Origin of the sequence: Streptomyces durhamensis (assembly GCF_000725475.1) — a bacterium.
Lineage (GTDB): Bacteria > Actinomycetota > Actinomycetes > Streptomycetales > Streptomycetaceae > Streptomyces > Streptomyces filipinensis.
On sequence record NZ_JNXR01000015.1, the window covers coordinates 40184 to 53764 of the forward strand.

At 71.9% G+C, this 13581-nt stretch carries 9 protein-coding genes; 1 reads left to right on the plus strand and 8 read right to left on the minus strand.

Annotated features, from left to right (window positions below):
- The first annotated feature begins 64 nt into the window (after nucleotides 1–64).
- Nucleotides 65–502, plus strand: a complete 438-nt coding sequence (locus IO33_RS0122000) for a hypothetical protein (protein WP_031167631.1) — start codon at nucleotides 65–67, stop codon at nucleotides 500–502.
- 135 nt (nucleotides 503–637) lie between these two features.
- Here the strand turns inward: IO33_RS0122000 and IO33_RS47605 are convergent, their stop codons facing one another.
- From IO33_RS47605 to IO33_RS0122040, 8 genes are all read right to left on the minus strand, one after another.
- Nucleotides 638–1552: an AfsR/SARP family transcriptional regulator gene (locus tag IO33_RS47605; protein WP_157857884.1), complete on the minus strand. Its 915-nt coding sequence runs from the start codon at nucleotides 1550–1552 to the stop codon at nucleotides 638–640.
- A 297-nt stretch (nucleotides 1553–1849) separates the two neighbouring features.
- Nucleotides 1850–2164, minus strand: a complete 315-nt coding sequence (locus IO33_RS0122010) for a hypothetical protein (RefSeq protein WP_031167636.1) — start codon at nucleotides 2162–2164, stop codon at nucleotides 1850–1852.
- 40 nt (nucleotides 2165–2204) lie between these two features.
- Nucleotides 2205–5498 (minus strand): DUF6519 domain-containing protein, encoded by a 3294-nt coding sequence (locus IO33_RS0122015; protein ID WP_031167638.1) that lies wholly within the window; start codon nucleotides 5496–5498, stop codon nucleotides 2205–2207.
- Nucleotides 5499–5530: 32 nt separating this feature from the next.
- The gene (locus IO33_RS0122020; protein ID WP_031167640.1) at nucleotides 5531–7750 is read right to left on the minus strand and encodes a hypothetical protein; all 2220 of its coding nucleotides are present in this window, start codon (nucleotides 7748–7750) and stop codon (nucleotides 5531–5533) included.
- Nucleotides 7747–10359 carry a baseplate J/gp47 family protein gene (locus tag IO33_RS0122025; protein ID WP_031167641.1) on the minus strand — a complete coding sequence of 871 codons (2613 nt, stop codon included), beginning with the start codon at nucleotides 10357–10359 and terminating at the stop codon, nucleotides 7747–7749. The genes IO33_RS0122020 and IO33_RS0122025 overlap by 4 nt, the downstream gene beginning before the upstream one ends.
- Complete coding sequence (locus IO33_RS0122030; protein WP_031167643.1) at nucleotides 10356–12917, minus strand: putative baseplate assembly protein; 2562 nt, start codon at nucleotides 12915–12917, stop codon at nucleotides 10356–10358. The genes IO33_RS0122025 and IO33_RS0122030 overlap by 4 nt, the downstream gene beginning before the upstream one ends.
- The gene (locus tag IO33_RS0122035) at nucleotides 12914–13279 is read right to left on the minus strand and encodes a GPW/gp25 family protein (RefSeq protein WP_031167645.1); all 366 of its coding nucleotides are present in this window, start codon (nucleotides 13277–13279) and stop codon (nucleotides 12914–12916) included. Before IO33_RS0122035 ends, IO33_RS0122030 begins: the two co-directional genes overlap by 4 nt.
- Complete coding sequence (locus IO33_RS0122040) at nucleotides 13276–13578, minus strand: hypothetical protein (protein ID WP_031167648.1); 303 nt, start codon at nucleotides 13576–13578, stop codon at nucleotides 13276–13278. The genes IO33_RS0122035 and IO33_RS0122040 overlap by 4 nt, the downstream gene beginning before the upstream one ends.
- Between the last annotated feature and the right edge of the window lie 3 nt (nucleotides 13579–13581).

Genomic DNA, 13581 nt, shown 5'->3' on the forward strand with positions numbered 1-13581 from the left:
CCCGGTATTGCACTGATTGACAGCAGCACGGCGGAGAAATGCCACTCGGAATGAAGTAGCGGTTGTGGACATCGAAGACGGGACGGCTTGGTGGGAATCACGCTTGCTGGTGTTGTGCGCTGGTGCCGCAAGACTGCAACGACCCAAGGCGATCGTCTTCTTGGCCACAATGGGCGACAGTGGCCCGGGCGTCTACCGCGGGTGGGCCCCGCCCGCTGATCTTCTTGGCCAGCTGCTGGCTCGCCCGGATCTGGCGAGCGCCTATCACCGGGCCATGCTCAAATATCGGCAGGCCCAGGAACCGCCGGCGTCTTTGCGGACGGACCATGAACGCTATAGCTTCATTCCTGAGCGGTTGCTGGCGGCGGAAGTCGGCCAGGAATTTGAGGTGCATGGAAACCAGAGACTGGTCACAGTTGCACGGCTTGATGAACTGTTCGAGCCGGTGCTCCGACGCGCGGCTGCGGACGTGGACGCCACACCGGGTACGTCGGAATCGTAGGAACAGAGAATTTTGAGCACAGAGGACGCTTTCGTCGCACTTACCCGCTGTGGGCGCTACCAGGGAATGTTTTCCAGAGAGAAGGGCGTCAACGACATTCTCCGGGCTATCCTCAAAGCGCAGACATAGCTCGTCTCAGTACGATCGTGTTCCCACATCCGAATGCCGACTATTGAGTGTTTTCCCGTCTGGTTGGCTTCGTAGCCGACGCCCGGTCGCCTGATCCACCCCACCGTCAGGGCCCCTTCGACCGAAGGCCGAAGTCCAGCTGTGGGAGCCGCCTTCCCATGCGACATCCTGCTCACAGGAGATGACGTGGACCGGGAGCAGAGTCACGAGCTCGGCGCTGGGCGCCACACCGAGCTCTTCGAGCAGAGCGTGTCGACACACCTCGAACTGGCGGATGGCATCAACCAGATTGCCCTCGGCCAGGTGGGCGCGGATCACCGCTCGGTGTGCGCTCTCCCGCAGTGGCTCGGCGCGAACCGCGGCAAGGCCCGCGTCGATGGCCTCGGCGTATCGCATCTGCCGGAGCATCAGGTCGGAGAGGGCCTCGAGGGCGTGAAGACGGGTCTGCCGAATCCGCTCCTGCTCGATCATCAGCCAGTCTTCGTACCAGCCGGGGAGGAGATCCTCTTCGAACACGTCGACCGACGCCGCATCGTGTGGCAATCGGTCCGTCGACGTTCTGCCCCGGGTAGCATCCATCAGCGTGCGGGCCGTGTGCAGCATGCGACGGACGTCCACCGAGACGGAGGCGGCCAGCACAAGTTCCCCAGCCCGGATATCGACCAGGCGGCATCCCTGTGCCAAGCGCCACAGCGCTGTGCGAAGCCGGGACGATGCAGTGGCTTCATCGGCTTCCGGCCAGAGTATGCAGGCAACCGCGGACCGAGTGAGCGGCCCCTGTAGAGCCAGCAGCGTCATGATCCGACGTGCGGTAGCCGGCAGTTCGGCCGGTTGCCCGTTCACCGACAACTTCCAGGTGCCGAGTAGTCGCAGAACCGCGCCCTGTTCCGGGTCGGTCGATGCCACGCTCTGACCAGTCATCTGCGGCTCCCACGGTCGGCCCGTTGGTGCCGACCATCGCGGGCGGCCACGGGGGATGTCAATGATCATCGCCGGGTGACTGGGCCGTTCGAGTAGTGGGCGGCGGCGGTGAAGTGGACGTGCGGGTAGGAACAGGCTGGATCTCCAGGTCGGCGCCGGTGGTCGCCGACCCGGAGATGCCGGCCGCCGGACCGGTCAACGAGCGAACCCTCAGCCCATGGGCGAAGGCTGGGATGGTCAGCGGTGTGACGTGCTGTCGGTTCTCCTGCCTGAGAAATCGGCACCGCGTCCATGCCCTCAGGACCCCCGTTCGTTGCTGGTGAGCAGCACCTCCAGGTCATACAGGGCCCGGACCAGTGCCTGGCGCCGGGCATCGGCAAGCCGTCCGACCTCCTCGAGCTGTTCTTCGCTCGCCTGTCGGGCGCCGGTGGCAGCGTCGTGGGTTGGCGAATCCGACGGCGAGTGCTCGATCACGGCATGCGCCAGGTGCATCCGCTGTCGCAGTTCGTCCGATCGCCGGGCCTCCAGGTCGTCGATACCGTTCAGCTCCTGGTGGACGAGGGTCTGCAGGGTCCGCAGGGTCGTCTCCCGCGGGTCGGCTCCACTGATCAACTCTGGCTCCTAGATACTCGAACCGGCGGGATACTTCGTTTTACAGCACGACGTTCAGCCGTTCCCACCACCAGGCGGACTGTGACCCGTTGAGCTCGATCGCGCCGTTGGTCACGTTCCCCACGACAGCCGCGGCAGGCTGGCCCTCGTGGTTGCGGTCCGTTTGCTGGACCTCCACTTGCATCGGCACACCACCCGACCCGATGTGATTGGCGGAGGCCACCAGGGATTCGACGCTTCCGGCGACGATGGCGGGTGCTGCGTCGGTGTCGTCCGCGCCCGTCCGCCGCACCCGGTTGTCGCTGAACAGCAGCGGCCCGGCGAGGGCGAAGACGACCACTTCGGTGATTCCCGCCGCCTCGATCTGGTTGCCCCGGATCGTGGTCGCGGGGGTCGCGGCGGGCCGGGCACCGAACACCCGCGACGGGGTGACGCGGACGACGCCCTCCGGTAGCTCGACGTAATGGACCGGGGACGCCGCCTCGAACTCGTGCACGACGGCCCCGGGGATCCTTGTCGGCCGTGCTGCGGTAGCCGGCTCCAATGCCCTCAGCATGATCGCCCAGGCCGCCCGGGAGATTCCGACGCTGTCGGCCGGCTCGGGACTGCCGTCGATCACGTTGTCGACGATGTCCAGTCTCCGGTGCCAGGGCTGCGCCGCGATGCCGATGGTCTGCGCCCGGCCCTCCGCCGACGCCAGGCCGGTGATGGTGTTCTCGCGCACGATCAGCGCATCGCAGTCCTCGACGGAGATGCCCGTGAGCAGCTTGTCGCGGGCCCCGATGTCGTGCACCAGGTTGCCTCGGACCTCGCCATCGCTGACCCGTACCAGTTTGATGCCCACGTACCGCCCCAGGCGCTCACGGGATCCCGAGGTCGAGCGGATGTCGTTGTCCCGGACCACGATCCGCACGCCGTCGGCCGTGCTGTTCTCCATGGCGATGCCACCCTGGGCGCCGTCCACCCTACAGCCACTGATGTCCACGTCCTGTTGGGTTCCCTGCAACAGGACGCCGTAGCCGGCGGCCCGGATGACGCAACCGCCTACCCGGACGTCGGACAACACCCCGGTGAGCCTGCCAGCGTTGAGCAGCACGCCGGACCCGTCCGTGGACTGCTCGGTACCGCTGGGCAAGCCCACGATCTGCGAGTCGAGGAGATCAGCACCCGAGGACCCGATCCATGCCCCGGCGGGCCTGCCCTTGAGCAGGCATCCGCGTACCGTGAGCGTTCCCCCGGCCGTGGCTGCCGCTTCCCAGAGCAGGGCCGGATACCGCGCCCCCGAAACCACCGAGTCCCGGATGACCACCCCCAGCGCGGTACTCACCGATTCGTCGGCATACACGCCGGCCAGTGCGCCGACCACGACCGAGTCGGCGAGTTCGAAGCCGCCGAGCAGCAGGCCCCGGGTATCGGAGCCGAACAGGTCCAGCGGCGCGACACCGATCCCGGCGACCAGCACGCAGTCGCGTACCGCGAGAGATCCGACCGCCCCGCCCAGTGCCAGCGCCACGCCTGGGGACAGGTCGGCCTCGGCCAGCGAGACCAGGTCCCGTGCACCGGTGTCGTCGGCCGTCGCCTCACCGGCCGAGGCGAACCAGCCCAGTTCCCCGAGCAGACCGGAGTGGACAATCCCGCACCGCACCACCTCGAGGCCGATCGAGCGGGTCACCGCGATGCCCACGGGCATCTCGTCCTGTCCCTGCTCCGCCGCCCCCATGACGATCGACAGGTCACTGATCACCACGCCCTGACAGCCGTCCAGCCTCAGCGCGGGTCCGTTACCGGGGTATTCGAGGACCGTCTGCCAGCCGTGGCCGGAGATGGTTACCGACCGGCCGGAGGTGACCGCCACCGTTTCACGCAGCCGGTACCGCCCGGTCTGCAGACAGACCCGGCCGCCGGTGGCCGCGACTCGGTCCACCGCCTTCTGGATGGTCAGCTTCCCGGAGGCGTGCGACTCCGGCGTCACGCACACCGTGCAGTCGCCGCACCCACCGCCCTCTCGCACCGGCGGCCAGATCGTCCGGCAGTCGCTCACCGAGCCGCCCGCGAGGTCGATCACGGCCAGCCGGCCGTAGAAGTGCTTGGGGCCCTGGGGCGGCGCCTTGTCGAGGTGCTCGATCCGGCCGTCGGCCGAGCGGGCGGTGAACGTCCAGTGGTCTCCGGTGCGCAGCAGGCCGCCCGCCGGGGCGTCGGAGAAGGCGACCTGGACGCCGTCCTCCAGGACCAGGCCGCCGGTGCTGTCGGCGACTTTGAGCGTGCCGGCCGTGCCGGCCTGGTCCCACTGACGCAGCCGGGTCCGTCTGCCGGGCGTCACCGGCAGGAAGGCGGTGGGCAGTGCGGCCGACAGGGTCACCTCCTGGGTCATGTCGTCGACCCGGTCGACGGTCATCACCTGGGCCAGGAAGCCCGGCTTTCCCAGCAGCTCGTGCTCCTCGTCCACCACCTCCACCCAGGCACCCTCGCGCAGTCTCTCGACGTCGTCGCGCCCGGTGCGAGCGACGGAGAGGACGGTGCCGGTCGTGTCCACGCCGAGGACGGCCGTCGCCACGCTCGCGTTGGTCCGCGACCATTTGAAGGTGGCCTGGGCGAGCGTCCCGCCGTCGTGCACCTCCACCCGGTACAGCCGGTTGTCCCAGCCCCGGTAGCCGCTGTCCGGCGGCACGCTGCACGGATCGGTGTCGGCCGGCACGCCGACCTCGGCGGTGGTGAGCCGGCCGGCCGAGGGGGCGGTCGCCGCCGCCCAGCCCGGCACCTTCTCGTTCGGCGTGCTGCACCTGAGGTCACTGGAGCCGGCGGCGAGCAGCTTCACCTGCCAGACCGTTTGCATGCGTGCCGCGGTGTCCACCCCGACCGCGGGGTCGGTGAGACCCGCGTCCTCGACCGCGGTGACCTCCCGCTCCCACGCGTCGACGTACACCAGGTACCGTCCGGCGCCCACCGCGGGCGGGTTCGGGTAGTAGGGCTGCTTCTCGTAGGGAACGGGCGCGTCGCCGCGCAGGTCCTGCAGCCCGCGCTCGACGTGCCAGGGGCTGCTGCCGTGGTTGTCCAGCTCCAGGCCGTGGACGTAGAGACGGCCGAGTCCGATGGTGAAGGACGCGCCGGCGGCGGCGATCCGGAAACCGGTGGCGCCCGGCGTGGCGCCCGCATCGAGGTCGAGCGGGGCTGTGCACGGGCCGAGGACGTCCAGGGCGAGCGCGCGCAGCCGGTGGTCGACCGCATCCGCGAGCTCGTTGAGGTCGGCGTCCAGCAGCACGCGGCCCTGCTGCGTCCTGGGGCGGTTGAAGTCGTCCACCGGGTCGTAGCTGAGGCGGGTGTAGTCCCCCGGCATGCGCTGCTCCTTCGGGTGTGCTCAGACGTGGTTCAGTTGATGAGGCTGGTGCCCGCTGTGATCCCCGCGGGGAGGTACTCGTCGAGCCGACGGCGGAGATTGTCCAGCCGCTGGGCCTGCTTGACGTGTCCGTATGCGCCGATCTCACTGCCGTCCTCGGCGCCGGTGGCGATCTCGGCCGGGCAGGACGGCCCGAGTTGGGCGAAGCCCGGGTCGCCGTACCGGCGGGAGACGAACACCGGCCGGACCCGGCGGCGTTCGGCCGCGGCCGAGGCGGCCCGGGCAGCGAGGTCGGTCATCCCGGCGAGCGCTCGGGCCACCGCGAGCTCGGGCTGGCAGGCGAACCGGCGCGGGGTACGGCTGCCGTCGGGCGCGACGTAGCAGTAGCGCAGGCAGCCCTGCTGGGTGCGGGCAGCCATCACCCGGTCACCGAACAGGCACTCGCTCGCCTCCACGGTTCGGGCGGAGACCTTGCCGAGGAAGGTGCTGCGCTCGGCGCGCAAACCGGTCTCCGGTGCTGCCGGGCCGCCCAGCGTGTCGGTGCCGGTGCCGCGCGAGAGCACCGAGTCGAGCAGAAGGACCTCGTCGGCGGCCGCGTCCAGCACGATCTCGCCGAGGATGCTGAAGGCGAGCTGGACACGCAGCCGCGGCGACGGCCCGGAGACCCTGAGGCTCGGCCCGTCCGCCAGCGGGGCACCGGTGGCATCGTGTGCTCCGCCCGGAGGCAGGGTGCAGTGCAGCAGCCGCAGTCGCGCGAGTTCGGCCCCGGTGGTGATCCGGCCGTCCAGGGCGACACCGGACAGGGTCAGCGAGCCGTCGCCGTCCACGGTCAGTACGGCATCCTGTGTGACCGGGCGGAGCACCGGGCGCTCGAGGTCCGCGGCCTCGATCACCAGGGTGCGTCCGGCGAGCGCGAGGTCGCCCGGGAGCCGGTAGGTCTCGCTGTCCAGGAGCCGGACGAGGGTGTGCCGGGCCGTGCTCGCGGCCCAGTCGGTCAGAGCGTCGGTCAGCGCGGTGCGGTCGGCGCCCTGGGCGGCCACGGTGATCACCTGGTCGGGCGCGGTCCCGACCAGCCAGCCCGACCGGTCGTAGTTGCCGCCACCGATCGTTCCGGCCGCGCCGTGGAAGAACGAGGCGCGCAGCTCGGACGGCAGTGCCAGCTGGTCGCCCACCGCCACCCGACCGTGGCGGACGTCGACGGCGAGCACCCGCCCGGTGGGCCGGGCGGCGGGCCACGGGGCGAGGCGGCGGCTGACCACCTGGGCCGCGTACGCCGTGTCGGGGGCGGTCTCGTCGGCGGCGGGCGTGACGAACAGTTTGTCCAGCCAGACGCCCAGGCTCGCCGCCGGGGCGCCCGGTTCCTCGCCCACTGCGCCGTACAGCACTGTGTGCGCAGGACGGGCGTCGGCGGGCGGCAGGAGTGGCGCCTGACGGTGCGCCAGCAGATCGGTCTCGAACAGCGCCGGGGCCAAGGGGGCCGGTACTGCCGCGGCCTGGAGCTGCGGTGGCAGCTCGGCATCGCGGCTGCCTGGGGTGAACAGCGGTCGGTCCAGGCCGAGCGGGTCGAGCCGGAAGCGCCAGGGGCGGTCCGCCGGGCTCGCCATCACCCGGCGATGGGCCACCGCACGCTGCCGGTGGACGGCGATCGTCACGTGGGCCGGGTGGTACCAGCCCCGCGGGCCGTCCGGGCGGCGGACGTCGGCGAACCGGCTGGTGCGGTCGAACGGGGTGCCGGTCAGGCTGCTGTCGAGCCGGGTGGTGGGCCGGGCGGTGCCGAGGTCGGGCCGCGAGTGCCGCAGGTGCTGTGTCCAGCCGGTCCGGGCGAGACCCTCGACCAGGTGCACCGGGAAGCCCGACGCGTAGTGGGCGATGTCCGCGATGCCGAAGACCGTTCCCTTGCGGCGGCGCAGGGCGATGGTGCGGGCGATGTCCGCGCGGGCGCTCGCCCCGGCGGGCGGCAGCAGGCGCGGGCCGCGCAGGTCCTCGAACTCGATCAGCGCGGTGGCGTCGTCCTGGGACCGGGCGGCGTCGTACAGCGGGACGGCGCCGATGAGTTCGGCGAGGTAGGGGACGACCCAGTCCTCGCACGTCTCGATGAACAGGTTGTCGTAGCCGCGGGCCATGTCTGCGGCGAGCGCGTCCGCCTGCTCGCCGATGATGCTGAGCAGCGCCCGCAGTGGTTCGCCCGCCTCGGCATCGCTCACCCGGATCGCGGCGGGGAGCTGGGCGTAGAGCCGGTCGGCTGCGGTCATTCGAGGCCTCCGGTGGTCGGCGTCGGTGGAGCGGCGACCAGAGTCACCGTCAGGTCCTCGGCGGTGAGGGACGGCAGCTCGGCGGGCAGGACGGTGCCCTGGGGGTCCGTGCGGACGCCGAGCAGGCGCAGCCGTTCCGGCAGCGGATCGGTGCCCGCTCCATGCGCGGTCAGGTAGGCATCCCACTCGGTGTCGGTCAGGCCGTCCGGACGGAGGAATGCGAGCTCGGTGATGTTCACCGCCGCGACCCCTCGCACGTCGGACGTCGCGAGGTACAGGTCCGACAGGTGCAGGGGGCGGGCGAGTGCGGTGCGGTCGAAGGAGAGCCGGTGGGACAGGGCCTGGCGCACGGCTGCGAGCACGCTGTTGGCATCCGCGCCCGGATCGGGCACGACCGTGGCGGTGATCGTGACCGGGACCGGGACGTGGTCCTGGACCACCACCCGGCGGTAGGGCGGGCTCGCCGAGGCCACCACTTGGGCCAGCAGCCGGAGGCTGGCCGGGGCGAACGTGCCGCCCGCCGGAGCGGCGACCGTGACGGCGATCAGCATGCCCCGGCCATCCCAGAGCGTCGCTGAACTCGCCTTGGCCACCAGACCGGTGGCGATCAGCATGTCCACGCAGTCGGCGGCACTGACCGCCCGGCCGAGTACCCGGGCGATGCCTGGGGCCCGCTCGCGTAGCGCAGTAGCGTTCTCCTGGTCGGCACCTCCCTGCGCGGCGGCCGGGTTCACCACCGCCTCGACGCCGGGCAGCCGGTGGAGTGCCTGGGTCAGGCTGCCCGCGCGCACCCGGCCGGCGAGCCCCGCGCCGTGCCGGTAGACGGCGACGAGGTTGGATGCGCCGGTACGGGGGCGGGCACCGGTGGCCGAGTCGCCGAACTGGACGGTGGTCGAGCCGTCGGGTTCGGTGCGCAGGGCGAACACCTCGTCCTCGGGGCCGGCCGCGAGCAGTTCGGGCACCGCGGTCCAGGCCAGGCCGTCCACCCGGACGGTCAGCGCGGGCACCGAGCCCTCGGGCGTCGGCGCGGGCACCCGGGTCAGCGGGCCCTTGGCGAGCGCGAACCGCTGGAACGTGGCCGAGGCGTCGCCGGAGCCGAGCACTTCGCCGGGCACGGTGGTGCCGTGGCCGGCCGCGGCGGCGTTGCCGAGCAGGCTGGTGGTGGCGGCGTCGAGGGCGGCCGTCTCGTCCGGGCTCGCGCCGACTGGCACGACGAGATGGCAGGACGTGCCCGGCACCGCGTCCGGGGGCTCGCGTCGGGCCTGGTGTTTCAGGGCGGTGGCGACGACGTGCCCGGAGGAGTCGGCGAGCATCACCCGCCGTCCCTCGATCAGGTCTGCCGGGGAGATGACGGGTGCCTGCGACCGGTCGGCGTCGGGAGGACCGACCACCCTGACGGCATCACCCTCGGCGAGCCCGGGAATCCACAGTTCGCTCCCGAGCGTGGCCGGATAGTCGTAGTCCAGCAGCGGCAGGCGGTCGCCGTGCAGTTCGGTGATCCGCACACAGCGCCGGTCCGGGATCTCCGGAAACGCCGGTGAGGTGCTGACCAGCGCGACCGGGGCCGTCACACCGGCGATGGTCTCGACGTCCGTCTCGACCGCGGTCACCGTGACGACCTGGGTGAACTCCTCGGTCTTCGCGGAGTTCCGAGGGGTGATCACAACGAGCAGCCAGGTGCCGACGGCCAGGTCCTGGTGCGTGCCTTCCAAGGGCAGTGGCCGGCCGGCTCCGACATCGAGTCCGGGGGTGGGCTGCCCCCAGTCCCAGCGGACGCCCCCCGGCACGGACGGGTCGGGATGCGCTGTGGGTGGTGTGGTGTCCGGCGCATCGTGGCCGAAGACGCGGAGCGTTCGCTTCGGCCGGAAGACCGCGGTGCCCTTGCCGGGGCCGAAGTGCAGCCGCAGGCCGGCCGGTCCGGAGTCCACCGCGGTCACGACAGTGCGGACCGCTCCGTCGGGGCCGTGTCCCTGGGTGACCAGCACCACCGGGTCGCCGGGTCGGACCTGATCCCGGACCGCGGGCGAGTCGGCCGGATCGACCAGGACGCCCCCCGGGGCGGTCAGCGGGTTGTCGCCCTTGTCGAAACGGACGGGCTTTCCGAACGCGGGAAGCGAGTTGAACCGCCAGTCGGCCGCGCAGTCCTCCAAGGTCTCGAAGGTCTGCGGTTCCTCCCCGGGACCGGGCACACTCTGGACCGCGAAGCCGGTCGGTACGCTGACGGCAGTACGCGCGCCGAGGGTGAAGGCGAGCGTGGTGGTGGCGGAGACGCCCGGACGGGGGCGGTAGCCGATCAGCCGGACCAGGCGGTGCAGGCTCTCGTCGCGGGTGGCCGTGCCCAGGTAGGCCTCGTTGGCGTACCGCTCGCCGTAGAAGGTGAGCACGTCGGCGAGCACGGCCCACTGTTCGACCAGCGCGACGGCGTGGTCGTCCGGGTCGCGGGTGGTGAGCGCGGCGAGCTCGGAGCGGACGGCGATGCGTTCCAGCATGGTCCGGCGAAATGAACCGAAGGTGCCGATCCGGGTGCGCAGGCTCGGCAGTCCGGGCGGGTTGTCCACCGGCAGTGGCGTGTCGGGCAGGGTGCTGGGGCAGGTGTCGCGGGGCCTCACGGGGTACCTCCGTCCATGTCCAGGCGCAGCACGCCGCGCCCCGGCAGGCTGGGGTCGTCGTCGAGCCGGAGCACCTCCCAGGGCGCCACGTCGAGTCGCCCTGCGGCGAGTTCGCCGTTGTCGGACTGGTCGTAACGCCGCAGCAGGACAGCCTTCACCGAGTCCACACCGGGTACGGCGGCCACCGTCGCGTAGAGCTCGCCGAGCAGCAGGGGCTGTCCGAAGGTGAGCGTCGCCGGAGCCAGCAGCCCTGGGCGCCCGCCGGGCAGCCGGCGGGCGAGCAGGGCGTCCCGGACGGCGTGGCGCACCACGGACCGGCTGTGGCCGGCCGCGGCGCACACGTGCAGTTCCAGCTCGACGGGGACGAACCAGGGCGGCCGGACGTCGACGTCCTGCCCGGCGAGCCTGACGGCGTCCATGGCGGCGAGGATCCGGGCCCGCAGGCCGGCGGACAGTTCCTGGTGGCTGCCGCCGGTGTCGACCAGGTCGGCCGGGTCGGTGGGGTGCGCGGCGATCAGCCAGGTGTACCAGCTGCCGGTCCACCGCAGGGCGGCCACGGCCGCCCGTACGCTCGGCAGACGCAGTACGGCGTCGACGGCATCCCGTTCGGTGACGGCGCGTTCCGAGTGGGACCGGTAGGCGTCGGGGGCGAGCTGCCTGGCGTGCTCGGTGGTCTCCGGCTCGGTGCCGCCGGTGGCGGGCAGCGGGTTGCGGACCGTCTCCACCTTGCCGGTGTCGGCGGCGGCCAGGCCGATGTGGATCAGTGATTCGGCTCCGACATTGCCGGCGGTGCCGTTGCCGGTGCGGTACCGGGCCAGGAAGGTGCTCGCCTCCAGTGGGGGGCGGCCGAGCGTGCCGTCGCCGAACCGGACCAGGCCGTGGCCGGTGTCGTCCACCTCGACGACCAGATGGAGGTCGTTCGGGCCGCTGTCGAGCAGGTCCGGTACGGGCGTGTACACCTGATCCCGACCGGAGCCGGGACGGGCGGTGACCGACAGGGCCGGCACCGCGTCCTCCGGTCCTCCGGTCAGCTGCGTGCGCTCGGCGCCGAGGGCGCCGATCTGGTGGGTGAGCGGGGCGTCGGGCAGGCGCAGCCGGAGTGGCGGCGGGCCGCCGAGCGGTCCGGCGGCGGTGGGGCTCCAGTCCTGGGGGCGGACGTCGACGCCGTCGTGGGTGATGCCGTGATCGGCCAGGACCAGATTGCCACGGGCGACCGAGACGTCCGGCACCGGGTCCCCGTCGGCTCGTACCGCGCGGACGCACACTGCGCGGTCGGGCGCGTCCGTCTCGGCCCAGCGCACGGCGAGCAGCGGGAGCGCCGGAGAGGTGTCGTCGGTGCGCTCGGCGAGCTGTACCTGGCCCTCGGAGTCCCGCCCGTAGTCGGCGAGGTACGCGGGGTCGCTGCCGGGCTGGACGTCCGTCAGCCGGACCACCCAGCGGGCGGTCGGGTCGGCGTCGGCGGGCGCGCCGGTGCCGGGCGAGCGGACCTGCTCCAGCAACAGCAGGTCACCGACGGTGAGTCGGGGAAGTACGGCGGTGCTCGGCTGCGCCCGGTCCTCGGCCCACAACCAGGCGGTCGTGGCACCGGGAGGCAGCCGGAAGACATCCTCACCCCAGTGGTGGACGTGCAGCAGGTTGCCGCGCGGATGGGCCTTGAGTCGGTGCGTGGTCTCGAACACCACCGAGCCGGACAACGGCGGGAGTTGCAGGGCGGCCGGGGTCAGCAGGCCGGCCGGGACCGCCACGGGCGGGGCGGTGCTGGTGCCCGGCAGCGGCCCGGGGATCCGGGTGAGCACCCGAGTACCGGCCGGTACGGTGACCGGCGCCGTGACGGCCAGGTGCACGGCCGTCGCCGCGTTGCGGCCCTGGTGCAGCCGGTAGTCCACGAGGGTGAGGTGCCTGCGGACGGACACCCGGCGCCGGGCGGTGTCCAGGTACGCCTCCAGGGCGGTTGCGTCCTGGGCGTACGAGAGCTGGTCGGCGTGGAATGCCAGCAACTCCAGGAGGGTGATCGCCAGGTCGGCCGGGTGCTGGTCGGACAGCGAGGGGTGGCGCTGGGCGGAGAGGTCGAGCAGCAGCCGGCGGAAGCTCGCGAAGTCCTTGGCGAGGGTGTCGAGCAGCGGTTCCGGCCCGGCCGGGTCGTCGGCCTCCCCGGGCGGCCGGCAGTCCAGGTCGGACGGACAGGCCGCCATGAAGGAGAACCCGATCCGGCGTAGCACCGGGTCCAGGTCGGTGACCGCGAGTTCCAGCTGGTACGTCGAGTGGTCGCCGCCCCTGTCCACCCGGACGTCGAGGGTGCGCGGGTCGTGCACGGCGACCGTCAGCGTCCGGATGGCGCGCACCCGTTCCCCGCCCTTGACCAGCACCCGGTCCGGCTGGCTGACCAGCTGCCAGGGGTCACCGCCGGTGGGCAGGTCGCTCAGCACGCCGACGGTGAGCCTGGTGTGGTCGGTGGGATCGACCTCGACGTAGTCGATGCCGTTGCCCCGGCCCTCCTCGGTGATCAGCTCGGCGCGGCGGCGGGAGAGCGGCGACGGCGGCAGGATGGCGTCCGTCATGCCGGCACCACCACCTGGCTGCTGCCGGGCGTGCCGTCGGCGCGACGGCGGTAGGCGACCGTGACGACCAGGCTGCCGTCCTCGCGTGCCTCGACCGTCACCTGGTCGATGCTGATCACGTCGTCGAGCCACGTGTGCAGCTGTGCCTGGACCAGCGCCTGGGTGGTGGTGGCCATGACATCGCCGAGCGGGGCGAAGACCATCGCCCGCAGGCCGCAGCCGAAGTCGGGCCGCATGACGCGTTCTCCGGGCTCGGTGAGCAGGACGAGTGCGATCAGGTCGCGGATGTGCTGGTCGGGATCGGCGCTCGCGGTGCGGCCGGTCCCGTCGGGGCGGAGCGGGAAGGCGAGCGGACCGGTCATGAGGCGTCCACCCTGATGTTCACGGTGCAGGGGTGGTGGGCCGAGTCCCACGCCAGCAGCCCGTCCGAGGCATGGTCGTGCAGAAGCTCGACGACCGCCTGCGAGATCGCCACGAACAGTGCGCGGCGGGCGCGGGCGTCAGGGCTGTTGTCGTCCAGCGCGAATGGCTCCTTGCCGGTCTCGGTGCGGACCAGGTCGTGGAGCTTGTGTTCGATCGTGGCGGCGAGCGAGCCTGCGAAGGCGGCCGGAGTGTCGGTGCCGCCCTTGTCGCCCATGCCGCCGGGCCGGAATCCCGTCATGTT

Coding starts and splice junctions, on each gene's coding strand:
- IO33_RS0122030 (WP_031167643.1), bottom strand. CDS start 12,917: ATGACGGACGCCATCCTGCCGCCGTCGCCGCTCTCCCGCCGCCGCGCC.
- IO33_RS0122015 (WP_031167638.1), bottom strand. CDS start 5,498: ATGCCGGGGGACTACACCCGCCTCAGCTACGACCCGGTGGACGACTTC.
- IO33_RS0122035 (WP_031167645.1), bottom strand. CDS start 13,279: ATGACCGGTCCGCTCGCCTTCCCGCTCCGCCCCGACGGGACCGGCCGC.
- IO33_RS0122020 (WP_031167640.1), bottom strand. CDS start 7,750: ATGACCGCAGCCGACCGGCTCTACGCCCAGCTCCCCGCCGCGATCCGG.
- IO33_RS0122040 (WP_031167648.1), bottom strand. CDS start 13,578: ATGACGGGATTCCGGCCCGGCGGCATGGGCGACAAGGGCGGCACCGAC.
- IO33_RS47605 (WP_157857884.1), bottom strand. CDS start 1,552: ATGACTGGTCAGAGCGTGGCATCGACCGACCCGGAACAGGGCGCGGTT.